This is a genomic window from Sphingomonas faeni, assembly GCF_040407495.1.
Classification (GTDB): Bacteria; Pseudomonadota; Alphaproteobacteria; order Sphingomonadales; family Sphingomonadaceae; genus Sphingomonas; species Sphingomonas faeni_D.
The window spans coordinates 566516-590875 of record NZ_JAPZPP010000001.1 but is presented as its reverse complement, the minus strand read 5'-3'; the positions used below and the strand labels follow the sequence as shown (position 1 = coordinate 590875).

The 24360-nt window shown below is 66.1% G+C and carries 24 protein-coding genes and 1 other annotated feature; of the genes, 14 read left to right on the top strand and 10 right to left on the bottom strand.

Translation table 11 applies throughout. The features are described 5' to 3' along the window. The first annotated feature begins 4 nt into the window (after nucleotides 1-4). Together pdxA and rsmA are read left to right on the top strand one after the other, a co-directional pair. Nucleotides 5-1012 (top strand): 4-hydroxythreonine-4-phosphate dehydrogenase PdxA, encoded by a 1008-nt coding sequence (pdxA, locus tag O6W96_RS02800; protein WP_353468142.1) that lies wholly within the window; start codon nucleotides 5-7, stop codon nucleotides 1010-1012. 11 nt (nucleotides 1013-1023) lie between these two features. After that, the gene (gene rsmA, locus O6W96_RS02795) at nucleotides 1024-1839 is read left to right on the top strand and encodes a 16S rRNA (adenine(1518)-N(6)/adenine(1519)-N(6))-dimethyltransferase RsmA (RefSeq protein WP_353468141.1); all 816 of its coding nucleotides are present in this window, start codon (nucleotides 1024-1026) and stop codon (nucleotides 1837-1839) included. A gap of 115 nt (nucleotides 1840-1954) precedes the next feature. Here rsmA and O6W96_RS02790 read toward each other — a convergent pair whose 3' ends face one another. The 3 genes from O6W96_RS02790 to guaB form a co-directional block, all read right to left on the bottom strand. Beyond that, on the bottom strand, nucleotides 1955-2455 hold the full coding sequence (locus O6W96_RS02790) for a tetratricopeptide repeat protein (protein WP_353468140.1): 501 nt from the start codon (nucleotides 2453-2455) through the stop codon (nucleotides 1955-1957). Between the two features lie 56 nt (nucleotides 2456-2511). After that, nucleotides 2512-3699 (bottom strand): RsmB/NOP family class I SAM-dependent RNA methyltransferase, encoded by a 1188-nt coding sequence (locus O6W96_RS02785; RefSeq protein WP_353468139.1) that lies wholly within the window; start codon nucleotides 3697-3699, stop codon nucleotides 2512-2514. Between the two features lie 586 nt (nucleotides 3700-4285). Continuing rightward, nucleotides 4286-5743 (bottom strand): IMP dehydrogenase, encoded by a 1458-nt coding sequence (guaB, locus tag O6W96_RS02780; protein ID WP_121885107.1) that lies wholly within the window; start codon nucleotides 5741-5743, stop codon nucleotides 4286-4288. A 118-nt stretch (nucleotides 5744-5861) separates the two neighbouring features. On the opposite strand from guaB, the gene O6W96_RS02775 reads away from it, so the two are divergent. Both O6W96_RS02775 and O6W96_RS02770 read left to right on the top strand, forming a co-directional pair. Next, a complete protein-coding gene (locus O6W96_RS02775; protein ID WP_353468138.1) occupies nucleotides 5862-6848 on the top strand; it encodes an SPFH domain-containing protein in 987 nt (328 codons plus the stop codon). Then, nucleotides 6848-7297, top strand: a complete 450-nt coding sequence (locus O6W96_RS02770; RefSeq protein ID WP_353468137.1) for an NfeD family protein — start codon at nucleotides 6848-6850, stop codon at nucleotides 7295-7297. The genes O6W96_RS02775 and O6W96_RS02770 overlap by 1 nt, the downstream gene beginning before the upstream one ends. Before the next feature lie 163 nt (nucleotides 7298-7460). On the opposite strand, the gene O6W96_RS02765 is transcribed toward O6W96_RS02770, so the two are convergent. Continuing rightward, a complete protein-coding gene (locus tag O6W96_RS02765) occupies nucleotides 7461-9071 on the bottom strand; it encodes a phosphoenolpyruvate carboxykinase (protein WP_435372167.1) in 1611 nt (536 codons plus the stop codon). 177 nt (nucleotides 9072-9248) lie between these two features. Between O6W96_RS02765 and O6W96_RS02760 the strand changes: the two genes are divergently transcribed. The 9 genes from O6W96_RS02760 to O6W96_RS02720 all read left to right on the top strand — a co-directional run bounded on the left by O6W96_RS02760 (nucleotide 9249) and on the right by O6W96_RS02720 (nucleotide 16450). After that, complete coding sequence (locus O6W96_RS02760) at nucleotides 9249-9956, top strand: response regulator transcription factor (RefSeq protein WP_353468135.1); 708 nt, start codon at nucleotides 9249-9251, stop codon at nucleotides 9954-9956. Beyond that, on the top strand, nucleotides 9925-11508 hold the full coding sequence (locus O6W96_RS02755) for a sensor histidine kinase (RefSeq protein WP_353468134.1): 1584 nt from the start codon (nucleotides 9925-9927) through the stop codon (nucleotides 11506-11508). Before O6W96_RS02760 ends, O6W96_RS02755 begins: the two co-directional genes overlap by 32 nt. A gap of 9 nt (nucleotides 11509-11517) precedes the next feature. After that, nucleotides 11518-11949 (top strand): HPr kinase/phosphorylase, encoded by a 432-nt coding sequence (locus O6W96_RS02750; RefSeq protein ID WP_353468133.1) that lies wholly within the window; start codon nucleotides 11518-11520, stop codon nucleotides 11947-11949. Nucleotides 11950-11959: 10 nt separating this feature from the next. Further along, entirely contained in the window at nucleotides 11960-12874 is a 915-nt protein-coding gene (rapZ, locus tag O6W96_RS02745; RefSeq protein WP_353468132.1) for an RNase adapter RapZ, read from the top strand. 15 nt (nucleotides 12875-12889) lie between these two features. Beyond that, complete coding sequence (locus O6W96_RS02740) at nucleotides 12890-13297, top strand: PTS sugar transporter subunit IIA (protein ID WP_056058662.1); 408 nt, start codon at nucleotides 12890-12892, stop codon at nucleotides 13295-13297. After that, on the top strand, nucleotides 13294-13569 hold the full coding sequence (locus O6W96_RS02735) for an HPr family phosphocarrier protein (protein ID WP_353468131.1): 276 nt from the start codon (nucleotides 13294-13296) through the stop codon (nucleotides 13567-13569). The genes O6W96_RS02740 and O6W96_RS02735 overlap by 4 nt, the downstream gene beginning before the upstream one ends. A gap of 124 nt (nucleotides 13570-13693) precedes the next feature. Then, nucleotides 13694-14608: a TrmH family RNA methyltransferase gene (locus O6W96_RS02730; protein WP_353468130.1), complete on the top strand. Its 915-nt coding sequence runs from the start codon at nucleotides 13694-13696 to the stop codon at nucleotides 14606-14608. A gap of 41 nt (nucleotides 14609-14649) precedes the next feature. Further along, nucleotides 14650-16107 carry a L,D-transpeptidase family protein gene (locus O6W96_RS02725; protein WP_435372182.1) on the top strand — a complete coding sequence of 486 codons (1458 nt, stop codon included), beginning with the start codon at nucleotides 14650-14652 and terminating at the stop codon, nucleotides 16105-16107. Between the two features lie 10 nt (nucleotides 16108-16117). Beyond that, nucleotides 16118-16450: a hypothetical protein gene (locus O6W96_RS02720; RefSeq protein ID WP_353468128.1), complete on the top strand. Its 333-nt coding sequence runs from the start codon at nucleotides 16118-16120 to the stop codon at nucleotides 16448-16450. A gap of 148 nt (nucleotides 16451-16598) precedes the next feature. On the opposite strand, the gene O6W96_RS02715 is transcribed toward O6W96_RS02720, so the two are convergent. The 5 genes from O6W96_RS02715 to O6W96_RS02695 form a co-directional block, all read right to left on the bottom strand. Then, nucleotides 16599-17336 (bottom strand): 3'(2'),5'-bisphosphate nucleotidase CysQ, encoded by a 738-nt coding sequence (locus tag O6W96_RS02715; RefSeq protein WP_353468127.1) that lies wholly within the window; start codon nucleotides 17334-17336, stop codon nucleotides 16599-16601. After that, nucleotides 17333-19246 carry a sulfate adenylyltransferase subunit CysN gene (gene cysN, locus O6W96_RS02710; RefSeq protein WP_353468126.1) on the bottom strand — a complete coding sequence of 638 codons (1914 nt, stop codon included), beginning with the start codon at nucleotides 19244-19246 and terminating at the stop codon, nucleotides 17333-17335. Before cysN ends, O6W96_RS02715 begins: the two co-directional genes overlap by 4 nt. After that, nucleotides 19246-20172 (bottom strand): sulfate adenylyltransferase subunit CysD, encoded by a 927-nt coding sequence (cysD, locus tag O6W96_RS02705; protein ID WP_353468125.1) that lies wholly within the window; start codon nucleotides 20170-20172, stop codon nucleotides 19246-19248. Before cysD ends, cysN begins: the two co-directional genes overlap by 1 nt. 70 nt (nucleotides 20173-20242) lie before the next feature. After that, entirely contained in the window at nucleotides 20243-21721 is a 1479-nt protein-coding gene (locus O6W96_RS02700) for a SulP family inorganic anion transporter (protein ID WP_353468124.1), read from the bottom strand. 68 nt (nucleotides 21722-21789) lie between these two features. After that, nucleotides 21790-21845: a sequence feature (sul1 is cis-regulatory element that is thought to sense ions involved in sulfur or methionine metabolism; They are found in Alphaproteobacteria), on the bottom strand. A gap of 162 nt (nucleotides 21846-22007) precedes the next feature. Beyond that, nucleotides 22008-22451, bottom strand: a complete 444-nt coding sequence (locus tag O6W96_RS02695; protein WP_353468123.1) for a DUF488 domain-containing protein — start codon at nucleotides 22449-22451, stop codon at nucleotides 22008-22010. A 73-nt stretch (nucleotides 22452-22524) separates the two neighbouring features. Between O6W96_RS02695 and trmFO the strand changes: the two genes are divergently transcribed. Next, the gene (gene trmFO, locus O6W96_RS02690) at nucleotides 22525-23892 is read left to right on the top strand and encodes a methylenetetrahydrofolate--tRNA-(uracil(54)-C(5))-methyltransferase (FADH(2)-oxidizing) TrmFO (RefSeq protein ID WP_353468122.1); all 1368 of its coding nucleotides are present in this window, start codon (nucleotides 22525-22527) and stop codon (nucleotides 23890-23892) included. Here trmFO and O6W96_RS02685 read toward each other — a convergent pair. Further along, entirely contained in the window at nucleotides 23828-24298 is a 471-nt protein-coding gene (locus O6W96_RS02685) for an EF-hand domain-containing protein (protein WP_353468121.1), read from the bottom strand. The genes trmFO and O6W96_RS02685 overlap by 65 nt on opposite strands. Nucleotides 24299-24360: the final 62 nt, after the last annotated feature.

Here is a 24360-nt window from a genome sequence, read left to right as displayed (position 1 = left end):
GATCGTGAGCCGCGTCTCGCCGCTGGCGGTGTCGATGGGCGATCCTGCCGGGATCGGGCCCGAGATCATCGCCAAGGCCTGGGATGCGCGCGATACGTATCGCTTGCCGCCGTTCGTCGCGGTGGGTGACGCGCGTGCGATCGAACGTGTCTGGACGGGGCCGATCGCCCGCGTTGCCGACATGACGGCCGCAGCCGATGCGTTCGCCACTGCCTTGCCCGTGCTCACCGTCGGCGATGCGGGCGCGATCGTGCCGGGAGAGCCAGACGCGGACGGGGCACGGTGCGCACTGCATTCGCTCGAACTCGCCGTCGGCCTCGTCCGCACGGGCGCGGCGCGCGCGCTGGTCACTGGCCCTGTGTCGAAGTCGCAGCTCTACGCGATCGGTTTCAGTCATCCGGGGCAGACCGAATTCGTCGCCGAACGCTACGGTGTGGCGGGCGATAATGCGGTGATGATGCTCGCCAGCCCGTCGCTGAAGGTGGTGCCGATCACAACTCACGTACCGTTGAAGGACGTATCCGCGCTGCTGACTGTGGATCTGATCGTTGCCAAGGCTCGCGCGACCGCCCGCGGCCTATTGCGGAACTTCGGGATCGAGAACCCGCGGCTCGCCTTTGCCGGCTTCAACCCGCATGCCGGCGAACAGGGTGCGTTAGGGCGCGAAGAGATCGAGATCATCGCGCCGGCGATCGCGATCCTTCGTGAGGAGGGGATCGATGCGACCGGGCCGTTCGCGGCTGACACGATGTTCCACCCGCGGGCGCGCGAGACGTACGATGTCGTGATGTGTTGCTACCATGACCAAGCGCTGGTGCCGTTGAAGACGATCCATTTCGACGAGGGCGTGAACATGACGCTGGGCCTGCCGATCGTGCGGACCTCACCCGATCATGGCACCGCGTTCGCGATCGCCGGCAAGAACCTTGCCGAGCCTGGCGCGATGATCGCGGCGATCGCGATGGCGGGTGAAGCGGCGGACCTACGCGCGCAGACCGCTGCCCAGTCGTGAGCGAGGCTGCATTGACGGAGCTTCCCCCGCTGCGCGAGGTGATCGCGCGTTATGGGCTGAACGCAAGCAAGGCGCTTGGGCAGAACTTCCTGTTCGACGGGCAGTTGCTCAAGCGGATCGCAGCAGTGCCGGGCGATCTTCAGAATGCCGAGGTGCTCGAAGTTGGCCCCGGTCCTGGTGGCCTGACGCGCGCATTGCTCGCGGCGGGTGCTCGGGTGACGGCGATCGAGCGTGACCGGCGGTGCATCCCGGCGCTGGCAGAGCTGGGCGAGGCGTATCCGGGGCGGTTGCGGGTGATCGAGGGCGACGCGATGGAAGTCGACGCGCCGGCGCTGTTCGAGGGCAAGCCGCATATCGTGTCGAACCTGCCGTACAACATCGGCACGGCGTTGCTGGTCGGGTGGCTGTCGACGTCGTGGTTGCCGTGGTGGCAGTCGTGCACGCTGATGTTCCAGAAGGAAGTTGCCGAGCGGATCGTCGCGAAGACCAATGACGATCATTACGGGCGTCTCGCGGTGCTGGCGCAGTGGCGCTCGACGGCGCGCATCGCGATGCCGGTGCACAGGTCGGCGTTCACACCGCCGCCCAAGGTCATGTCCGCGGTCGTACATCTGGTGCCGGTCGAGGCGCCGGAGGGGGTGAACTTTGCTGTTCTGGAGCGACTGACGGGCGCTGCGTTCGGGCAGCGGCGCAAGATGCTCCGGCAGAGTTTGAAGGGTGTGCCGGGCGCGCTCGATGCGCTGGAGCTGATCGGGGTAGAGGCGACACGCCGGGCTGAGACGCTGTCGGTTGCCGACTTTGTGGCATTGGCGAAAGCCGTCAGCTGACATCGTCTGCCAAGACAATTTCGTCATCCTGACGAAAGTCAGGATCCAGAGTTACTGAATACGACGATCGTCGCTCTGGATCCTGGATCAAGTCCAGAATGACGAAAATGGATGATCAGTCCTTGGCCGCTACTGGGGTCTTCTCGACCTGCGCCGTCGCGATCGGTGGGCCCTTTGCGATCACCGCCGCGAGTTGCGTTGCTTCTGGGCAGACACTCTTGCAGAGCGTGCGGATTTTCACGAGGTTGTCCTTCGCGCGGACCACGGCGCCCTTTGCGACTAGCGCCTCGCCCTGCCCCTTGAGCGCCGCGACGTCGTTCGGTTCCAGCAGCAAGGCCTCGCGGTACAGGCGGATTGCCTTGCCTGGCAGGTCACGCGTTTCGGCGACGCGCGCCAGCAGGAGGAACGCCGCACGATTGCGCGGATCGACCGCGACCGACGTTTCGAGCACATCCGTCGCGCCGTCGAGGTTGCCGGCCGTCATCAGCGAACGCCCCTGCGCCAACAACTGCATCGAGCGCGCGTCGATCTGAGCATCGGGGCGTTGCCCGCTGAGCGAAGTCGACACACATACGACGGTCAGCGCGGCGGCAAGGGCAGCGGACGAAAAACGCATCATCGTCTCCAGGCGGGATACAGGTTTGGCCGTGAGTTGAGCCATAGATCGGCTGGCTAGCACGCAGCCCGGAGGCGCGCGACAAAAAAGCCGTCGGTGCCGTCGCGGCCGGGTTCGAGGCGGACGCCGTGGCCGTGCTTCGCGCCGGCGGGGAGAGTCAGGGGCTCGGTCGTCCAGCCGGGATGCGCGTTCAGGAACCAGGTGACCTGATCCGTTCCCTCGGCGTCGAGCAGCGAGCAGACGATGTAGACGAGCGCGCCGCCGGGCTTGACCAGCGTAGCGGCCACGGAGAGCACCTGCTGCTGCGTCGATTGCAACCGCGAGACGCGGTCGGGGGTGAGCCGCCAGCGCGCCTCGGGATTGCGCCGCCATGTGCCGGTGCCCGAACAGGGGGCGTCGACCAGCACGCCGTCGGCGCGACCGGCCCACTCGCTCAGCGCTTCGATCTCGCGCGTCGGGTTGAGCAGGCGGCTCTCGACGATCGTCGCGCCGGCTCTAGTTGCGCGCGGGGCGAGGCGTGCGAGGCGGTTGCGGTCGGTGTCGCAGGCGAGGATCACGCCTTCGTTCTTCATTGTAGCGGCCAACGCGAGCGTCTTGCCGCCGGCGCCGGCGCAGAGATCGACGATCCGCTCGCCAGGTTTCGCCTGCATCGCGAGGCCGACGAGCTGGCTACCTTCGTCCTGCACTTCGAGCGCGCCTTCGTTGAAGAGCGGGAGTGCTTCGACGTTGGTGCCGGTCGGGAGGCGGATGCCGTCCGGGGCGTGGGGGGTGGCTTCGGCGTCGGGAAGCGCGGCGAGAACGGTCGCGCGGTCGGCGATCAGCGTGTTGACGCGGAGATCGAGCGTGGCGCGGCCGGCTAGGTCGGTCAGTGCGGCGCCATCTAGGCCCGATGCGCGGAGAGCCTTGCTTAGCCACTGAGGGGCAACACCGGCGCGGGCGCGGGGTTCGTCCTTGGCGATCGGGACCGGGGCGTGGGTGGAGCCGTCGAAGGTTGTGGCGACTTCGGGGTCTGCGTCGGCGACGAGGAGCATCGCGGTGCGACCGTTTTCGGGGCGGTCTCCGGCCTTGCGGATCGCGGCGTAGACGAGCTCGCGGACCGCGCGGCGGTCCTTGGAGCCGGCGTAACGGCGGGTGGCGAAATAGCGGGCGATCAGCGTGTCTGCGGCGGCGCCGGACTCGCGGGCGGCGGCGATGATCTGGTCGAGGAGTTCGATCGCGGCCTGCGTGCGTGCTGGGGGAGTCACTTCTGGGCTCCCGACTTCGCGTGGGTTCGGGGGGAGGCTTGGTACGGAGTGTTCGTCATCATCCCCTCCCCTAGCCCCTCCCGCGCGCGGGAGGGGAATAATTTCGGAACCCCGCCTCCAGCCCAGTCGCGAGCGGGGGCTCGGCCCTTCCCCCCGTCATCCCGGCAAACGCCGGGACCCATGGACACGGTGGACCCGGCGATAGCGTGCAACCACCACCCGGCGCGCAACCATGGGTCCCGGCGTTCGCCGGGATGACGGATGGGGGCGGTGGGACGACGGAGGGGGCGGCGGTCTGTGAGTTAGCCTGCGGCCTGTGGAGCACTGCCCAGGCAAATATAGTTCGTCATTCCCGCGCAGGCGGGGATCCATATTCTCGAACGGTTACGATCTTACTGCGCCGTTAGCCAGTATGGGTTCCCGCCTTCGCGGGAATGACGGGAGCGTGGGAGCGAGCATCTACCTGCTCCCCTCCCTGGAAGGGAGGGGTTGGGGGCGGGTCGGCTCGTTTTAGTCACCGGCGGGCGAGCTTGCGGAAACCGACCCACCCCCTGCCCCTCCCTTTCAGGGAGGGGGGAAGTGCCACTTACCGCGTTGGGTAGTTTGGCGCTTCCCGCGTAATCGTCACGTCGTGGACATGGCTCTCCATTAGCCCGGCGCCAGTAATCTGCACGAACTCAGCCCGCGCTTGGAGGTCCGGGATCGTCGCCGAGCCGGTATAGCCCATCGCCGCCTTGATACCGCCGACGAGCTGGTGAACGACATCCCTTGCCGGGCCCTTATACGCGACCTGGCCCTCGATACCTTCGGGGACGAGCTTCAGCTGGTCCTTGATGTCGCCTTGGAAATAGCGATCCGCCGAGCCGCGGCCCATCGCCCCGACCGAACCCATGCCGCGATACGACTTGTACGCGCGCCCCTGGTACAGGAACGTCTCGCCCGGTGCTTCGTCGGTGCCCGCGAGCAGCGAGCCGATCATTACGGTCGAGGCACCGGCGGCGAGCGCCTTGGCCATGTCGCCCGAGGTGCGAATGCCGCCATCGGCGATCACCGGCACGCCGGCCTTGTGGCCTGCCTCCGCGCAATCCATGACCGCAGTCAGCTGCGGCACGCCGACGCCGGCGACGACGCGGGTGGTGCAGATCGAACCGGGACCGATGCCGACCTTGATCCCGTCCGCGCCCGCGCCGATCAGCGCGCGCGTCGCTTCGCCGGTCGCGACGTTGCCCGCCACCACCTGGACCGAGTTCGACAGCTTCTTTACGCGCTCGACCGCGCGGCCGACATCGCGGTTGTGGCCGTGCGCGGTGTCGATCACGATCAGGTCGCAGCCAGCGTCGACCAGCTGTTCGGTCCGGTCGAAGCCCTTGTCGCCGACCGTCGTCGCCGCCGCCACGCGCAGGCGGCCCGCCTCGTCCTTGGTCGCATCCGGGAACATCACCGCCTTCTCGATGTCCTTGACGGTGATCAGCCCGACGCAACGGTACTGCGCATCGACCACCAGCAGCTTCTCGATGCGGCGGGCGTGGAGCAGGCGGCGCGCCTCTTCCTTGCCGACCTCGGTCGAGACGGTGGCGAGGTTCTCGTGCGTCATCAGTTCGCTGACGGGCTGTTTTGGATCGCCCGCGAACCGCACGTCGCGGTTGGTGAGGATGCCGACGAGCTTGCCGTCCGCCTCGACCACCGGGATGCCGCTGATGCGGTGGCCCGACATGAGCGCCTGCGCCTCGCCGAGAGTCGCGGTCGGCCTGATCGTGATCGGGTTGACCACCATGCCCGATTCGAACCGCTTCACCTGACGTACCGCGACCACCTGCTCCTCGACCGTCAGGTTGCGGTGGAGCACGCCGATGCCGCCGAGCTGCGCCATCACAATGGCCATGTCGGCTTCGGTCACGGTGTCCATCGCGGACGAGAGAATCGGAATGTTGAGCGCGATGCCGCGCGTCAGCTGCGTGCGGGTATCGGCCTGGCTTGGCAGCACGTCCGATTCCCCCGGATACAGGAGGACGTCGTCGAAAGTGAGGCCGAGGCGGATATCCATGAGAGCTGCCGTTCCTGGGGGTGGGGTGGCGCGCCATGTAACCAAAGCGGGCGCATCCGGCTAGGCCCTCTCGTTCGCGACGTGCTATAGCGGGGCGATACACGGATGGGGATGTTCGATGGGCTTGACCGTTGCCGCACTCTTATTGGCGCTGGTGCTGCTGTACCTCTTCACCAGCATCAAGATCGTCCACCAAGGCTATCAATACACGATCGAGCATTTCGGCCGCTTCACCACGGTCGCGCGGCCCGGTTTCAATTTCTATCCCGCGTTCTTCTACCGCGTCGGGCGGAAGGTGAACATGATGGAGCAGGTGATCGACATCCCCGGGCAGGAGATCATCACCAAGGACAATGCGATGATCTCGACCGACGGGGTCGTGTTCTTCCAGGTGCTCGACTCGGCCAAGGCGGCGTACGAGGTGTCGGACCTGTACCAGGCGTTGTTGCAGCTCACGACGACGAACCTGCGCACGGTGATGGGGTCGATGGACCTCGACGAGACGCTGTCGAAACGCGACGAGATCAATGCGCGGCTGCTCAACGTGGTCGATCATGCGACGACGCCGTGGGGCGTGAAGATCACGCGGGTCGAGATCAAGGACATCCGTCCGCCGGCCGACATCGTCAACGCGATGGGGCGGCAGATGAAGGCCGAGCGCGAGAAGCGGGCTAACATCCTGGATGCGGAGGGTTCGCGGGCTTCGGAAATCCTGCGCGCCGAGGGGCAGAAGCAGGCGCGGATCCTCGAGTCCGAAGGGCGCAAGGAGTCGGCGTTCCGCGATGCCGAGGCGCGCGAGCGGGCGGCGGTGGCGGAGGCGTCGGCAACGCGTGCGGTGTCCCAGGCGATCGAGGAAGGTGGCGCGCAGGCGATCAATTACTTCATCGCGCAGAAATACGTCGAGGCGATCGGAAAGTTCGCGACCTCACCCAATGCGAAGACGATCCTGTTCCCGGTCGAGGCTACGCAGTTGATGGGGACGCTTGGGGGGATCGGAGAACTGGCGAAGGATGCGCTGCGCGATGCGACTGCTTCGCCGCCGGCTAAGCCAACGCCACGCGGGCCGTTCGAGTTGTCGAAGTCGACCGAGGTTCCGAAAAGCTGATGGACGCGATCGGGGCGGCTGGCGCTTGGTTGATCGCGGCACTGGTTCTGGGGATCGCCGAACTGGCGGTGCCGGGCGTGTTCCTGGTGTTCCTCGCGATCGCTGCGGCGGCGACAGGTGCGGCGGTATTTGTGTTGCCGGACTTGCCGCTGGCGGCGCAACTGGCTGCATTCGGCGTTTGGAGCGCGGTTACCGTGTTGATCGGGAAGCGCTGGTACCGGGATTATCCGGTCGAGGGCGGGGATCCGATGTTGAACGATCGGTCTGCTCGGCTGGTAGGCCAGGTTGTTATGGTGGAGACGGCGCTGATTGGCGGACGCGGTCGGGTGCTGGTCGGCGATGGGAGTTGGCCGGCTCGTGGTGAGGATGCCGCGGTTGGAGCGCGCGTCCGCATCACTGCGGTTGTCGATGGCGAAGTCGTGGTGGAGCCCCTCGACTCGTCATCCTGACGAAAGTCAGGACCCAGAGCCATGACACGCGACGCCTGGTACTCTGGGTCCTGACTTTCGTCAGGATGACGGGTGGGGACACGGGACGCCATATCACGTGCCCTCACCTTCCCACCCGACTTCGTCATGCGGGCCCCTTCCTCTCCCCGAGGGGAGAGGAGTTTTAGGCCGCCTCCCGCACCTTTGGCGCCGCCTGACGGACACCTTCGTCGACATGCTCGGCGAACTGGGCGAAGTTCTCAACGAACAGGTCGACCAGCTTGGCCGCCGTTGCGTCGTACGCGTCCTTGTCTGCCCAGGTCGTGCGCGGGTCGAGGATCGCGCTGTCGACGCCCGGCACGCTCACCGGCACCTGGAACCCGAAGTTCGGATCCGTCCGGAACTCGGCATCGTTGAGGCTGCCGTCTAGCGCCGCGTTCAGCAACGCCCGCGTCGCCTTGATCGGCATGCGGTTGCCGACGCCGTATTTGCCGCCGGTCCAGCCGGTGTTGACCAGCCAGCAATCGACGCCGCCCTTCGCGATCCGTTCCTTCAGCAGGTTACCGTACACCGACGGATGCCGCGGCATGAACGGTGCGCCGAAGCAGGTCGAGAAGGTCGCGTCGGGCTCGGTCACGCCGATCTCGGTCCCGGCCACGCGCGCGGTGTAGCCCGAGAGGAAGTGGTACATCGCCTGGTCGGGCGTGAGCTTGGCGATCGGCGGCAGCACGCCGTACGCGTCCGCGGTCAGCATCACGATGTTGCGCGGCACCGGCCCCATGTTCTCGGCCGACGCATTCGGGATGAAGTCGATCGGGTACGCGCCGCGGCTGTTCTCGGCGAGCGTGTGGTCGTCGAGATCGAGCAACCGCGTCGCCGGGTCCATCACGACGTTCTCCAGCACCGTGCCGAACCGCTTGGTGGTCGCGAAGATCTCCGGTTCGGCGTCGGCGGAAAGGCGGATCATCTTGGCATAGCACCCGCCTTCGAAGTTGAAGACGGCGGTGTCGGACCAGCCATGCTCGTCGTCGCCGATCAGCGTCCGGCTCGCATCGGCCGACAGCGTCGTCTTGCCGGTGCCCGACAGCCCGAAGAACACCGCGGTGTCGCCGTTCGCACCCATGTTGGCGGAGCAATGCATCGGCATTACCCCGGTCGGCGGGAGGAGGTAATTGAGGAGGCCGAACACCGACTTCTTCATCTCGCCGGCGTATTTGGTGCCGCCGATCAGGATCAGCTTGTCGGTGAAGTTCACCGCGATCACCGTTTCGCTGCGGCAGCCATGGCGCGCGGGATCGGCGCGGAAGCTCGGCAGGTCGACGATCGTGTAGTCGGCGATGAAGTTCTTCAGCGCCGCCTGCTCGGGCCGAACCAGCATCGTGCGGATAAAGAGGTTATGCCACGCGAGTTCGGTGGCGACGCGGACGTTGACGCGGTGGTCGGCCTGCGATCCGCCGTGCAGATCCTGGACGAACAGCTCGTCCTTGGCAGCCAGCGCGGCGAAGAAATCTTCCTTCAGCGCAGCGAAATGCGCGGGCTCCATTGCCTTGTTGCTCTTGCCCCACCAGACCGTCGACTCGGTCTCGGCATCGCGGACGATGAACTTGTCCTGCGCCGAGCGGCCGGTATGCGCGCCGGTTTCGACGACCAGCGGGCCGTCGGCAGACAGCGTCCCCTCGCCGCGCGCCAGCGCCGCCTCGACGAGTTGGGCTGTGACGAGGTTCCAATGCAGTGTGGCGCGGGTCTCTATCCCCTGCGCGGCTAGGCCGCCGGCCGGAATACGTTCGTTGGACAAGGCATCTCTCCAGATGGTTTCGCATACGTATGTATGTCGTTGCGCCGGCATGTAGGCGGCGCCCCTGCACCGGTCAAATACGCTATCCGGCACGCTCGTCCCGATACGGCCACGGTTGAGTGACGGCGCGGATTAGCCTACGCCGACACGCCAACGACCAAGGCAGACGACCCCAAGATGACGGCAACGATCGCGCTGGTCGACGACGACCGCAACATCCTGACCTCCGTGTCGATCGCACTGCAAACCGAAGGCTTCGTCACGCGCGTCTATTCGGACGGCGAGACGGCGTTGAAGGCGCTGACCGACAACCCGCCCGATCTTGCGGTGTTCGACATCAAGATGCCGCGGATGGACGGCCTCGAACTGCTCCGCCGGTTCCGCGAGAAGAGCCAGGTCCCGGTGATCTTCCTCACCAGCAAGGACGACGAGCTCGACGAAGCCCTCGGCCTCGCGATGGGCGCGGACGACTATATCGCCAAGCCGTTCTCGCAGCGGCTGTTGATCGCCCGTATCCGCGCGATCCTGCGGCGTACCGAGCTGACGCAATCGCCGGGTACCGAAACCGAGGCGGAAGCCGCCGGGCCGCTCGATCGCGGGCGGCTGAGCATGGATCCGGCGCGACATCGCACCCTATGGGGTGGCGAACCGGTGACGCTCACCGTTACCGAGTTCATGATCCTCGAGACGCTCGCGCAGCGCCCCGGCATCGTGAAGACGCGCAACCAGTTAATGGATGCGGCGTATCAGGACGATATCTATGTCGACGACCGGACCATCGACAGCCACATAAAGCGACTCCGCCGCAAATTCAGGCAGGTCGACCCCGCCTTCGACGCTATCGAGACATTATATGGTGCCGGGTATCGATTTTCTGAGGAATGAGCTGGGCGTCGACGGGCGCGATCTCACGCTGCGCTGGTCGGGACAGATCTCGCTCACCAGGCGCATCCTGGCGGTCAACATCTTCGCGCTGCTGCTGCTCGCCGGTGGATTCTTCTATCTCGACTCGTACCGCACCCGGGTCGTCGACAACCGCGTTGCGCAGACGGCGCGTGAAGCACGACTGATCGGCGAAGCGATCGCTGCGGTCGATCCGGCGTTGCGCGATCCACTGGTGCTGCGGCTCGCGCGCGATACGGGCGCGCGGATCCGGTTGTTCGATGCGGCAGGGCGGGCGATCGTCGACAGTCGCGCACTGGGCCTGCGCAACTTCGTGCTGATGGATCCCGACAAGGAAGACTGGGACCAGACGATCGCCCGCTTTCTCGACGCGGCGATCGATGTCGTGGTGATGGCCCCTCGCCCTCCGCTCTACCGCGAGCGTAGTGGCGCCCAGCAATGGCCCGACGTGGCGGCAGTGCGCGGGCGCAGTGCCGTTTCGACGACGGTCTGGCGCGCACCCGATCGCACGCCGGTACTGACCGCCGCCGCGTCGCTGCCGGTCGGCGGGGTCGTGATGACGACGGTGAACGCGCGTGACATCACGAAGACCGTGCGGATCGAGCGGTTTCGGCTCAGCATGGTACTGCTCGGCGTGTCGATCGTCTCGATCCTGCTGTCGCTCTTTCTCGCGCGCACGATCGTCCGGCCCCTTCGCCGCCTTGCCCGGGCAGCGGTCCGCGTCAGGTTGGGTAGAGCACGCGAAGTGGTCGTACCGCGGCTGCCCTCGCGTCGCGACGAACTCGGCATGCTCGCGCGCGCGCTGTCCGACATGAGCCTGGCGCTTAGGGCGCGGATCGACGCGACCGAAGCGTTCGCCGCCGACGTCACGCACGAGATGAAGAACCCGCTCGCCTCGCTTCGATCGGCAGTGGAGGGGCTGTCGCGCGTCAAGGACCCGGCGTTGCAGGCACAACTGCTGGCGATCGTCCGCGACGACGTCCACCGGCTCGACCGGTTGCTCTCGGACATTTCCGAGGCGTCGCGCCTCGATGCGCAACTCAGCCGGGCGAAGTTCGAGCCGATCGACATAGCCGCCATGATCGACGGACTGGTCGTCCAACGTGAGGCCCGCGGGATCGAGCGCGGCATACGGCTCAGGTTCGATCGCAACGCCGACGAGCGCACGATCGTACTTGGCGAAGGCGCAAGGCTGGAACGCGTGTTCGAGAACCTGATCGACAACGCGCTGTCCTTCTCGCCTGATGCCGGCTTGATCGCGATCTCCGCCATCGGGCAAGGCGAGGATCTGGTCGTCCGCGTCGAGGACGAGGGCCCCGGCGTTCCCGAGGACGCGCGCGAGGACGTCTTCAAACGCTTTCACTCCGTCCGCCCCGACAGCGAGACGTTCGGCCAGCATTCCGGATTGGGCCTCGCGATCGCGCGAACGATCGTCGATGGCCATCAGGGAGCGATCTTTGTCGAACCGCGTGAAGACCGGCTCGATGGCGCGCGCTTCGTCGTAAGGCTACCGCTCGCCGAATTGCCGTTGTAAGGACCGCACGTGGTTGTCCCCTCCTCCGATCGGCTCCACGCCACCACGGTCGCGATCGACGGCCTTGCCGTGCTGATCGAGGGCGCGTCGGGATCGGGGAAGTCCGACCTCGCGCTGCGCCTGATCGATCGCGGCGCGATCCTCGTCAGTGACGATCAGACGCTCGTGGTACGCGCCGGCAAGATCCTTCGCGCACGGACGCCGTCGACCATCGCTGGACGAATCGAGGTTCGCGGAATCGGCATCGTCGCCATGCCGTATCTCGAGGACGTTCCCGTTGGGCTGCTCGTCCGCGTCGATGGCGCAATTGAACGCATGCCCGAACGCCGCGCGCGGAAAATCGCCGGGATCGACGTTCGCCAGTTCGCAGTCGATCCCTTCGAAGCCTCTGCCCCGATCAAGGTCGAACTCGCATTACGCAATCCGGAGCCCTTAGAATGACGCGTTCAGTATGACCCGGCCGAAGGACATCCTGCTCGTCACCGGCATGTCGGGTGCCGGCAAGTCGACTGTGCTCAAGACGTTGGAGGATCTCGGCTGGGAGGTCGTCGACAACCTTCCGCTGCTTCTGCTCGACCGCTTGCTCGACGCGCCGCTGCCGGAAGGGTCGACTAACGATTCGCAGCCGCTCGCGATCGGTATCGGTGCCCGGACGCGCGACTTCGATCCCGAACGCATCGTCAGCCGCATCCGGGACCTGCGCGATCGGCACGGGCTCGAGATCGGCATGTTGTTCCTCGACTGCTCGGGGGCGGAACTCGAACGGCGGTATTCCGAGACCCGCCGGCGTCATCCGCTGGCGCTCGATCGTCCGGCCAACGACGGGATCAGCCGCGAGCGTGAATTGCTCGCACCGCTGCGCGATTGGGCGAACCGGTTGATCGATACGACCGACATGGCCGCCAATGAGCTTTCGCAGCAGATCCGCGCGAGCTTTGCGGGCGGGCAACTCGGCGAACCGACCTTGTCGATCCGCTCGTTCGGGTTCGCACGCGGCCTGCCGCGCAACGCCGACCTCGTGTTCGACATGCGGTTCCTGCGCAACCCGCACTGGGATGCGCTCTTGCGCCCCGGCACCGGGCTAGACGCAGACGTGTCCGCGTACATCATGGACGACCCCGCGTATGAAGCCGCAGTGAGTCGGATCGAGGACCTGCTGATGCTGTTGCTTCCGCGCTACCGGGCGGAAGGCAAGTCGTACGTCACGGTCGCGTTCGGGTGTACCGGAGGGAGACACCGGTCGGTCCACGTCGCTGAACGGGTGGCGCGACGGTTGCGCGACGCGGGATTTTCGCCCAGTATCGCACACCGCGACCTGGGGGCCGCTCCACAAGATGCGCTCGAAGGATCACCGGTCGTCTTATGAGTATGAAACGCTGACATGATCGGCCTTGTTCTAGTAACGCACGGTCGATTGGCCGAGGAATTCGTTCGCGCGATGATCCACGTCGTCGGCCCGCAGGAACGCGTCGCGCCGATCGCGATCGGTCCCGATGACGACATGGAGGAGCGCCGCGCGGACATTGCCGCCGCGATCCAGGCGGTCGATGTCGGGCGGGGCGTCATAGTGCTGACCGACCTGTTCGGCGGCACACCCTCCAATCTCGCCATTTCGCTCATGGAGCGCGGGCGGATCGAAGTGATCGCGGGAATGAACCTGCCGATGCTGATCCGGCTGGGGTCTGCGCGCAAGTCGATGACCGTCGTGGCTGCGGTCGCGGCGGCGCGTGAAGCCGGGCGCAAATATATCTCGGTAGCCTCCGAGGTTCTCGGCGAGGCGGCGGCGTGAGCGCGGTCTCTCGCACCGTCCAGATCACCAACCGCCGCGGGCTGCATGCGCGGGCGAGCGCCAAGTTCGTCACGCTCGCCTCCTCGCATCCGGTCGAGGTCAGCGTGACCAAGGACGGCTCGGATCACGTCACCGGCACCTCGATCATGGGGCTGATGATGCTCGGCGCGGCAATGGGCGACGCGATCACGATCAGCGCGAGCGGCGACGGCGCGGAGCATACGGTCACGGCGCTCGCCGAACTGGTCGAGGCGAAATTCGGCGAGGATTGACCGTCTTTCTTCCCTCCCGCAGGCGGGGGGATGGGGTTGGGCGCTCGCTCACCATAATCGAAACACATGCTGAGGCCGGGAGCCCACCCCCGGCCCCTCCCGCTTACGGGAAGGGAGGACAACAATGCCCCGCGAGATAACCGCCTTTTCGAACCCGCTGATCAAGTACGTCCGCGACCTGCGCGACAAACGGCATCGGCGTGCGGCCAAGCAGTTCCTCGCCGAGGGCCTCCGCATCCTCACCGAAGCGCGAGAAACCGGTCGCCTGCCCCGCACGCTGTTCTACGCGGCAGCTAGCGCGAACCATCCGCTGGTCCACGCGCTGTCGATGGACGTCGAGGATGCCGGCGGCGATTCGATCCAGACCACGCCCGACATTCTCTCGAAGCTGTCGGGCAAGGATAACCCGCAGGCCGTGGTCGGCGTGTTCGACGAGTTCGACGCGACGCTCGAAGACCTCGATCGCACGACGTCGGGCATCTGGCTGGTCGCGGAACGTCTCCGTGATCCCGGCAATCTCGGCACGATCCTGCGCACCGGCGATGCGGTCGGCGCAGGCGGGCTGATCCTGATCGGCGAGTCGGTCGATCCGTTCTCGGTCGAGGCGGTCCGCGCGAGCATGGGGGCGCTGTTCACGATCCCGGTCGTGAAAACAGAGTGGGAGCATTTCCACACTTGGCTTCGGGCGGGCCCAGGCCAGCTGGTCGGGCTCAGCCTCGATACCGACACCGATTATCGGTCCGCGCCATACACAGGTCCGACGTTCCTGCTGACCGGCAACGAGGCGCAGGGCATGCCGCCTGAAATGGCCGAGGCGTGCGACGTGCTCGTCAAGATCCCGATGCTGGGCAAGGCGGACAGCCTCAACGCAGCCGTCGCGACTGCGGTGATGGCGTATGAAGTGCTCGCCCGACAGGAAAAATCGCCCCGTTCGCCTGAACCGACGAAATCAGCCCGATTGGCGATGCTTAGCGAGTCCGGTTCAGCTAAGGGAGAACTACGTCGTGCGAAAGCATCGACCAGATACAAGACAGGATGAGTATGGCGCGCGGTTTGGATGATGGACGAGTGAACACCGGCATGATCCGGTCGGTGATCGCGGTTGCTGCCGCGACGCCGCTGCTTATGGCAACTCCGCTGTTCGCTCAACAGGTTACGCCCCCGTCGGTGGCCCCGACAGTGCCGATGACCGCGCCGATGCTCGCGCCGCCGGTGATCACCGTGCCGACGCTGAGCGACACGCAGGCAGCGCAACTCGACAAGCTGCTCAACGGTGACATCGTCGCGCAGGGACTGAAGTCCGCCGCCACCGCGACGACGATCGCGCCGAGCAAGGACGAACTGGTGCGCGCCGCGCTCGATCATGCGCGCGCGGTCCATGCCGGCCGGCTAAGCGAAGCCGATTTCCAAAGGGATTGGGGCCTGCGCCCGCCGGCCTATGATCCGACGCCAGCGTTCGCCGACGCGGTGCGGCAGGACCGGATCGGCGCGTGGTTCGCCTCGCTGCCGCCGCCCTATGCCGGCTATGACGGCCTGCGAAAGGGACTTCAGAATTACCGGTCGATCGCCTCGGCGGGTGGCTGGCAGACGCTGGCCTCCGGTCCCGACTTTACGATTGGTGCGAGCGGGCCGCGTGTGATCGCGCTGCGCAAGCGGCTCGCAGTGGAGGACAAGGACGTCGATGCCAACGGCGACAAGTTCGATGCGTCGCTGCTCGAGGCGGTGCGTCGCGCGCAGCGTCGCTACGGCCTGAACCCGAGCGGGATCGTCTCGACCCAGACGCTCGCCGCGCTGAACGTGTCGGCGGGCGATCGCGTCCATCAGATCATGGCGAACATGGAGCGCTGGCGCTGGCTGCCACAGAACCTGCCGCGCGACCGGATCCAGGTGAACATCGCCGCCGCCGTGCTGACGGTGTTCGACGGCGATGTCCCGGTGCAGTCGATGCGCGCGGTGACCGGTCGTCCGGGCGACGAGACGCCAATGCTGTCATCGACGATCCACAGCATCGTCATCAACCCGCCCTGGAACGTACCGACCTCGATCGCGACCAAGGAGCTATGGCCGAAGGAGAAGGCAAACCCCGGCTATTTCAAGCGCAACGGCTTCAAGGTGATCGGCGGGACGCGGCTTCAGCAGCAGGCCGGCGACCAGAGCGCGCTCGGCCGGTTCAAGTTCGACTTCCCCAACGACTATTCGGTCTATCTCCACGATACGCCGAGCCGCGCCAAGTTCGCCAGCTTCAGTCGGCTTTCGAGCCATGGCTGCGTACGCCTTGAAAAGCCTGCCGAACTTGCCGACCTGTTGCTGAAGGGCGACCCGACCTGGACGCCCGAGAAGGTCGATGCCACGGTCGCGAAGGGCGATACCGTCCGCGCGCCGCTGCTCAAGCCGGTCTCGGTCTATCTCCTCTACTGGACCGCGTTCGCCAGCGGCAACGGCCAGATGAACTTCCGCGCCGATCCCTATGACTGGGACGGCATCCTCGCTTCCAAGATCGAGGCGCGCACCGCACGCCAGACGATCGCCGCTCGCTGAGAGACACGCCATGACGATATCCCGCACCCGTACCGCCATCGCCGGTGGCCTGCTCGCCGCGATGGCGATGGCCGGCTGCTCGCGCTCCGAGCCCGAGCAGCCGCCGACGGATACCAACATGGTCGAGGACACCGGCGTGACCGAGACCGAGGCGGCACCCGCCCCGGTCGAGGCCACGCCGGTCGAAGCGGCTCCGCCGGCGCCGGCGGTGGTTGAACCGCCACGCGAAAAGCCGATCACCCCCGACGAGCAGATGCAGGACGACGCGGATGCCACTGGGATGACCGCACGCGTAAACCGCGATGAGGCGCCCGCAACCAACGAAGCCGAACCGCAACAGTAACGGGCACCCTTATGATCCTCCCCCGCCAGGGGGGGGGGTGGCAGGCGCAGCCTGACGGAGGGGGAGGACACGCAACGGCGGTTTCCCTGACCTCCCCCTCCGTCGCTTCACGACACCTCCCCCTTGCGGGGGAGGATCGGGAATCGAGCTACGCCTTCATCGCCGCCATCACCCGGTCCCGTAGCGCGACGGGACAGATCAGCAGGTCGGGCATGTAGACATCCCGACAATTATACACGAGTTGAGAGCCGTCGATTCGGCTGCAATGCAGACCGAACGCTGCCGCCACTGCGACCGGTGCGGCTGAATCCCACTCATACTGCCCGCCCGAGTGGAGGTAGATGTCCGCCTCGCCGCGGACCACCGCCATCGCCTTTGCGCCCGCCGAGCCCATCGGGATCAGCGTTGCCCCCAGCACCTCGGCGACCTTCACCGCCTCGGGCGCAGGCCGGGTCCGACTGACGACCATCCGTAGCGGATCGCTCGGCGCTGGCACCGGCTCAGGCTGGTCGGAGCGCAGCACCAGCCCCAACCCCGGCAACGCGACAGCACCGACCGTCGCGACGCCATCGATCGCGAGCGCGACGTGCACCGCCCAGTCGTCGCGCGCCTCGCCATATTCGCGCGTGCCGTCGACCGGATCTACGATCCACACGCGCGACATTGCCGTCCGCGTGCCGTCGCAGCGGCGTTCCTCCGACAACAGGCCGTCGTGCGGTCGCGCATCCTGCAACGCATGGACGAGGAACGCGTTGGCCGTCTCGTCCCCCGCCTTGCCGAGTGCGCCAGGCGAGAACACGCCGGACCGCCGTACTTCGAGAAGCAGGCGCCCCGCCGTCTCCGCTAGATGCGCAGCAAGTTCACCGTCGGTCATCGCGTCGCTCATGGGATCAGCATCGCGACGATCGCATCGGCCGCCTCGTCAGGCGTCATCCCCGTCGTATCGATCCGGATTTCAGGGTTCGCCGGCGCTTCGTAGGGCGAGTCGATCCCCGTGAAGTTGGCCAGCTTGCCCGCGCGCGCCTTCGCATAGAGCCCCTTCACATCGCGGCGCTCGGCCTCCGCGAGCGGCGTATCGATATGCACTTCGATGAACTCGCCCGGCGCGATCATCTGCCGCACCATCTCGCGCTCGGCGCGGAACGGCGAGATGAACGCGGTGATCACGATCAGCCCGGCGTCGGTCATCAGCTTGGCGACCTCGCCGACGCGCCGGATATTCTCCACGCGGTCGGCATCGGTGAAGCCAAGATCGCGGTTCAGCCCGTGGCGGACATTGTCGCCATCCAGCAGGAAGGTGTGGCGGTTCATCCGGGCGAGCTTCATCTCGACCAGATTGGCGATCGTGGACTTACCCGCGCCCGACAGCCCGGTGAACCACAGCACCGCCGCCTTCTGGTTCTTCAGGCTAGCATGCGCCTCACGGCCAATGTCCGTCGCCTGCCAGTGCACGTTCTGCGCGCGCCGCAGCGAGAAGTGCAGCATCCCCGCCGCGACCGTCGCGTTGGTGATCTTGTCGACCAGGATGAACCCGCCGAGCTGACGATTGTCGGCATAGGGCTCGAACACCAGCGGTCGGTCGGTCGACAGGTTCGCGACGCCGATCGCGTTCAGTTCCAGCGTCTTCGCAGCAAGCCGTTCCATCGTGTTGACATTGATCGCGTATTTCGGTTGCTGGATCGTCGCCGTCACGGTCTGCGTTGCGAGCTTCAGCCAATAGGAACGCCCCGGCAGCATTTCCTCGTCGGCCATCCACACGACAGTCGCCTCGAACTGATCGGATGCCTCGGGGGGAGAGTCCGCTGCGACGATCACGTCCCCGCGCGAACAATCGATCTCGTCCGCCAAGGTCAGCGTCACCGACTGACCGGCGACCGCCCTCGGCAAGTCCCCGCCGAACGCGACTACGCGAGCGATCGTCGAGGTCCGCCCGCTCGGCAGCACGCGCACGGCGTCGCCCGGCGCGATCGATCCGCTTGCGACCAGCCCGGAAAACCCGCGGAAATCGAGATTTGGCCGGTTGACCCACTGCACTGGCATCCGGAATGCGCCGGCCTGATCCTCGCTGACATCGAGCGTCACCGTGTCGAGATGGTCGATCAGTGTCGGTCCGTCATACCAGGGCGTGTTCGCACTCGGGGCAGTGATGTTGTCGCCCTTGAAGCCCGAAATCGGCATCGGCGTGAAGCCGGCAATCCCGATCGACTCCGCGAACGCCGCATAGTCCGCGACGATCCGGTCGTAGGTCGCCTGATCGTAGCTGACGAGGTCCATCTTGTTGACCGCGAGCACGAGGTGACGAATGCCTATCAGGTGCGCCAGATAGCTGTGGCGCTTGGTCTGCGTGAGGATACCCTTGCGCGCATCGACCAGGATCACCGCGAGATCGGCGGTCGACGCGCCGGTGATCATGTTGCGCGTATATTGCTCATGCCCCGGCGTATCCGCGACGATGAACTTGCGCTTCTCGGTCGAGAAATAGCGATAGGCGACGTCGATCGTGATGCCCTGCTCGCGCTCGGCGGCAAGCCCATCGACTAGCAGCGCGAAGTCGATCTCGCCACCCTGCGTGCCGACCTTCTTCGAATCGCTCTCCAACGCGGCGAGCTGATCCTCGAAGATCATCTTAGAATCGTACAGCAACCGCCCGATAAGCGTCGACTTTCCGTCGTCGACCGACCCGCAGGTGATGAAGCGGAGCAGGCTCTTGTGCTGGTGCTGGAGCAGATAGGCGTCGATATCCTCGGCGATGATGTCCTGCACCTGATAGGCGGACTCCTGCGTGCGCGTAGCCATCAGAAATAGCCCTCCTGCTTCTTCTTCTCCATGCTCGCCGAGCCTGCGTCGCGGTCGATCGCGCGGCCCTGGCGTTCGCTGGTGGTGGTCAGCAGCATCTCCTGGATGACCGCGGACAGGCTCGCCGCCTCGCTCTCGACCGCGCCCGTCAGCGGGTAGCAGCCGAGCGTGCGGAAGCGGATCGAGCGCTCGACCGGCACTTCGCCTGGCTCTAGCCGAAAGCGATCGTCGTCGACCATCAGCAGCATCCCGTCGCGCTCGACGGTCGGGCGCGGGGCGGCGAAATAGAGCGGGACGATCGGGATGTTTTCGAGCTGGATGTACTGCCAGACGTCGAGCTCGGTCCAGTTCGAGATCGGGAAGACGCGGATGCTCTCGCCCTTCGCCTTCCGCGCATTGTAGAGGTTCCACAGTTCGGGGCGCTGCTGCTTGGGATCCCAGCGATGATGCGCCGCACGGAACGAGAAGACACGCTCCTTAGCGCGGCTTTTCTCCTCGTCTCGCCGGGCGCCGCCGAACGCCGCATCGAAGCCGTGGAGATCGAGCGCCTGCTTCAGCCCCTCGGTCTTCCACATGTCGGTGTGGAGCGCGCCGTGATCAAACGGGTTGATCCCGCGCGCCGCGGCCTCCGGGTTCTTGTAGACGAGCAGGTCCATGCCGCTCTCGGCCGCCATCCGGTCGCGCAGATCGTACATCGCCTTGAACTTCCACGTCGTATCGACGTGCAGCAGCGGGAATGGCGGTGGCGACGGATAAAAGGCCTTCCGCGCGAGGTGCAGCATCACCGCGGAATCCTTACCGACGCTGTAGAGCATCACCGGACGCTCGCACTCGGCCACCACCTCGCGCAAAATATGGATGCTCTCCGCCTCGAGCCGCTGGAGATGCGTGAGCGACACGGGGCCGGTATCTGAAGTTTCAGTCATCTCCTCAGACGTAGGGCGTCGGGGCGGCGCGTACAGCATCGTATTTCTCGCCCGCCCCAAAGATCGAGCATTACCCCTCGGCCGGATCCAGCATCAGCGGCGCATGGCGATCGACCAGCGTGGCGCTTGCAGTGTTGAGCCCGATCACCTCGACCTGGCGGCCGTGGCGGCGCAGTTTGCCGACGACATCTTCGAGCGCCGCGACTGCGGTGACGTCCCAGAGATGCGCGTTGGTCAGGTCGATGCGGACGGCCTGGGCCGTTTCGCGGAGGTCGAAGCGGTCGGCGAAGATATCGGCGCTGGCGAAGAAGATCTGCCCGCTTACCCGGTAGATACGCGTGTCGGTTGCGACGTCGTGATCGATCGCGACGTCCATCAGCCGCGTGACTTTCCATGCGAAAAACACGCCGCTGAGCAGCACGCCGACCCCGACGCCGAGCGACAGGTCGTGCGTCGCGACGGTGACGACGACGGTCGCGACCATCACTACGCTCGACATCTTGGGATGCCGCGCGAGGTCGCGGAGCGAGCCCCAGGAGAAGGTGCTGATCGACACCATGATCATGATCGCGACCAGCGCCGCGACCGGCACCTGCGCGACCCACGGCCGCAGCGGGACCATGACGATCAGCAGGAACACGCCCGCGACCATCGTCGAGAGTCGCCCGGTGCCGCCGTAGCGGACGTTGCCGACGGTCTGGCCGATCATCCCGCACCCGGCGATGCCACCGAACGCGCCCGCGGCGATGTTGGCGAGGCCGAGCCCGGTGCACTCGCGCGCCTTCGAGCTAGTCGTCTCGGTCAGCTCGTCGACCACGCTGGCGGTCATCATCGATTCGAGCAGGCCGACCGCGGCCATCGCGAACGCATAGGGGGCGACGATCCGCAGCGTGTCCCAGGTGAGCGGCACGTGGGGAAGGCCGAACGACGGCAGCGATTCCGGCAGGCGACCGAGATCGCCGACTGTCTTGAGCGGCATCGGGAACCACATCGCAATCGCGGTCAGCACGACGATGCAGATCAGCGGCGACGGGATCGCGCTGGATATCCGCGGCACCAGGTAGATGATCGCGAGGCCGCCGGCGATCATCGCATAGGCCTGCCAGCTGACGCCGACCATCTGCGGGGCCTGCGCGGAAAAGATCAAGATCGCGAGCGCGTTGACGAAACCGGCATGGACCGATTTCGAGACGAACCGCATCAGGATGTCGAGCTTGGCGAGCCCGAACGCGATCTGGAGTGCGCCGGCCAGCATCGTCGCGACGAGCAGATACTGCAGGCCGTATGCGTGGACCAGTGCGGCGGCGACCAGCGCGACCGAGCCCGCCGCGCCGGAGATCATCGCGGGGCGTCCGCCGGCGAACGCGATGACGATGCCGATGACGAACGAGGCGAACAGGCCGACTTCGGGATCGATGCCGGCGACGAACGAGAAAGCGATGACCTCGGGGATCAGCGCGAAGGTGCCGACCATGCCGGCGAGAACGTCGCGGCGCGCAGTCGTCGGGCCGCTGAACCATTCGGCCCGGTAACGAGAGAGTGATGTCATGTGTGTATCCGCAAAGGACGCGAGAACCGCGGCGATTGCGCGGGCGGTTCATTGCAAAGGCGTCGGTGCGTTGTCCGGCGGATCGGCGGCCGGAATAGCCACCCGGAATTGCACCGGGTCCAGGGCGAATTGGGGGTCGTTAGCGGCGCGCGAGCCTCAATGCAACATTCGGCCTATAAACCCTGCCCGTCATCCTGACGAAAGTCAGGATCCAGAGTTATGAAGCGTGCCTTGTGTGGCTCTGGGTCCTGACTTTCGTCAGGATGACGGAGAAAACAGGTGCGGATCAGGTAAACAAATCCACCACCTCAGCCCCCTCGCCCACCGCCTGCAACAACAGCGTACGGTGGCAATGACACGGGTCCCGCTCGTAGCAGAGCAGCGCGCTAGGCTTTTCCGCCGCCAGACCGAGCATGATCGCTGCCGCGGCCTGAGCCTCGGGCAATTCGAGTTGCTCGTCATACACCGCGGTCAGTGTTGCGACGTCGCCCTTCTTCGCCGCATCCCGCCCGCGCTTCGGCGTTCCGAGCGCCTTCAGATGCACGTAATCGATCTCGACCTCACGCAACGCCGCGGCAAGCGAGGTCTTCGAGAACCCCGGCCGCCGCGATAGCGGGAGTGCCCGGACGTCGATCACGCGCTCCACCCCCGCCGCCTTCAGCGCGTTGAGGAAATCGGCCATCGTCGTGGCTTCGTAGCCGATCGTGAAGATCTTCGTGGGGTGGGTCATCCAGGCGAAGTGGGATTGCACCGCTGGCACGACAACCGCTGACACGACGGGCGTCCCGCGCTATCTGGCCAGGATGACCCACGATATTCACGTCATCGGCGGCGGCCTCGCCGGTTCCGAAGCCGCCTGGCAACTCGCCGAAGCCGGCCTAAAGGTCCGCCTCTCCGAAATGCGCGGCAGCGGCGAGGAAACGCCTGCGCACCAGACCGACGGCCTTGCCGAACTCGTCTGCTCGAACAGCTTCCGCTCGGACGATGCGGAGAGCAACGCAGTCGGCCTGCTGCATCAGGAACTCCGCACGCTCGGTTCGCTGATCATGCGGCAGGCGGACATCCACCGCGTTCCCGCGGGCTCCGCGCTCGCGGTCGACCGAGACAATTTCTCGGCCAGCGTAACGGAGGCGATCGACCAGCATCCGAACATCACGCTGGTGCGCGAACGCATCGACGCACTGCCCGACGGTCCGACGATCATCGCCACCGGCCCGCTCACCGCCGCGTCGCTCGCGGCCGGGATCGGTGCCGAGACTGGCCGCGAGGCGCTCGCCTTTTTCGACGCGCTCGCGCCGATCGTTCACCGCGATTCGATCGACATGGACACCGCCTGGTTCGCGTCGCGCTGGGACAAGGGTGAGGGCAAGGACTACATCAACTGCCCGATGGACAAGGACCAGTATCTCGCCTTCCACCAGGGCCTGATCGATGGCGAGAAGACGCCGTTCAAGGACTGGGAGAAGGACACGCCGTATTTCGACGGCTGCATGCCGATCGAGGTGATGGCGGAGCGCGGCGTCGATACGCTGCGCTATGGCCCGATGAAGCCGGTCGGGCTCGACAATCCAAAGACCGGGCGCTGGCCGCACGCCGTCGTCCAGCTTCGGCAGGACAATGCGCAGGGCACGCTGTGGAACATCGTCGGCTTCCAGACCAAGATGAAGCACGCCGACCAGGTCCGCCTGTTCCGGACGATCCCCGGCCTGGAGAACGCCGAGTTCGCGCGGCTGGGCGGACTGCACCGCAACACGTTCATTCGCTCGCCGGAACTGCTCGACGAAACGCTGCGGCTCAAATCGCGCCCGAACATCCGCTTCGCCGGCCAGATCACCGGTTGCGAAGGCTATATCGAGAGTTGCGGGATCGGCATGCTCGCGGGGCTGTTCGCCGCGGCCGAACTCAGGGGCAAGACTCTGACGCCGCCGCCGTATGCGACCGCGCTCGGCGCGCTGCTCGGCCACATCACTGGAGGGGCCGAGGTCGAGACGTATCAGCCGATGAACGTGAACTTTGGGCTGTTCCCGCCGATCCCCGGCCGGACCAAGAAGACCGATCGCAAGCGGATGTACACCGATCGCGGTCGCGCGGCGCTCGCGGAGTGGCTCAACTCTCCTCCGCAGCAGCCTGAGCCGGTGGACAGTTCACCCGAGCTGGCCCCTTCCGCTTGACCGCAGTCGTGGCAAATTCGGGTGCGGTCATCGCGCCCGATTTGTCATGGTCGGCTTCGGCGAACTTGGTCGTCGCCTTCACCGCCCACTCGTCGAACGACAGCTTGCCGTCGCCATCGACGTCAAGCCGGGCGTAAGCCTTGCGCCGCTGGACGAGATATTCCTCGCGCGTGATCTTCGCATCGCGATCCTTGTCGTAGCGATCGAAGCGCTTCTGCTCGCGCGTCTTTTCGGTAGCTTCGGGGGCGACGTCGGGTAGCGGATCGGTTCCGACGGGCGCCGCGCCGACTTGCAAGACCGGTTGCGCTGGCAGAAATGGACCAGGCCGCGCGTTCCCGCTGAAAAACATGAACCCCGCAACGATCAATGCGATCACCGCCGTGCCCCCTGCTACATACCGCCACATCGCCGTCGCCTCCGCTGCCCTGACAGTACGCTAGGCCTAGTGAGCGACGATCCCCGTGCGAT

Bases quoted from the DNA above. Each gene is read 5' to 3' on its own strand.
- O6W96_RS02790 (WP_353468140.1), bottom strand. From the start codon at position 2,455: ATGCGTTTTTCGTCCGCTGCCCTTGCCGCCGCGCTGACCGTCGTATGT.
- guaB (WP_121885107.1), bottom strand. From the start codon at position 5,743: ATGGATATCCGCCTCGGCCTCACTTTCGACGACGTCCTCCTGTATCCG.
- O6W96_RS02775 (WP_353468138.1), top strand. From the start codon at position 5,862: ATGGGCTTGACCGTTGCCGCACTCTTATTGGCGCTGGTGCTGCTGTAC.
- O6W96_RS02770 (WP_353468137.1), top strand. From the start codon at position 6,848: ATGGACGCGATCGGGGCGGCTGGCGCTTGGTTGATCGCGGCACTGGTT.
- O6W96_RS02760 (WP_353468135.1), top strand. From the start codon at position 9,249: ATGACGGCAACGATCGCGCTGGTCGACGACGACCGCAACATCCTGACC.
- O6W96_RS02755 (WP_353468134.1), top strand. From the start codon at position 9,925: ATGGTGCCGGGTATCGATTTTCTGAGGAATGAGCTGGGCGTCGACGGG.
- rapZ (WP_353468132.1), top strand. From the start codon at position 11,960: ATGACCCGGCCGAAGGACATCCTGCTCGTCACCGGCATGTCGGGTGCC.
- O6W96_RS02740 (WP_056058662.1), top strand. From the start codon at position 12,890: ATGATCGGCCTTGTTCTAGTAACGCACGGTCGATTGGCCGAGGAATTC.
- O6W96_RS02730 (WP_353468130.1), top strand. From the start codon at position 13,694: ATGCCCCGCGAGATAACCGCCTTTTCGAACCCGCTGATCAAGTACGTC.
- O6W96_RS02725 (WP_435372182.1), top strand. From the start codon at position 14,650: ATGATCCGGTCGGTGATCGCGGTTGCTGCCGCGACGCCGCTGCTTATG.
- O6W96_RS02720 (WP_353468128.1), top strand. From the start codon at position 16,118: ATGACGATATCCCGCACCCGTACCGCCATCGCCGGTGGCCTGCTCGCC.
- O6W96_RS02715 (WP_353468127.1), bottom strand. From the start codon at position 17,336: ATGAGCGACGCGATGACCGACGGTGAACTTGCTGCGCATCTAGCGGAG.
- cysN (WP_353468126.1), bottom strand. From the start codon at position 19,246: ATGGCTACGCGCACGCAGGAGTCCGCCTATCAGGTGCAGGACATCATC.
- cysD (WP_353468125.1), bottom strand. From the start codon at position 20,172: ATGACTGAAACTTCAGATACCGGCCCCGTGTCGCTCACGCATCTCCAG.
- O6W96_RS02700 (WP_353468124.1), bottom strand. From the start codon at position 21,721: ATGACATCACTCTCTCGTTACCGGGCCGAATGGTTCAGCGGCCCGACG.
- O6W96_RS02695 (WP_353468123.1), bottom strand. From the start codon at position 22,451: ATGACCCACCCCACGAAGATCTTCACGATCGGCTACGAAGCCACGACG.
- trmFO (WP_353468122.1), top strand. From the start codon at position 22,525: ATGACCCACGATATTCACGTCATCGGCGGCGGCCTCGCCGGTTCCGAA.
- O6W96_RS02685 (WP_353468121.1), bottom strand. From the start codon at position 24,298: ATGTGGCGGTATGTAGCAGGGGGCACGGCGGTGATCGCATTGATCGTT.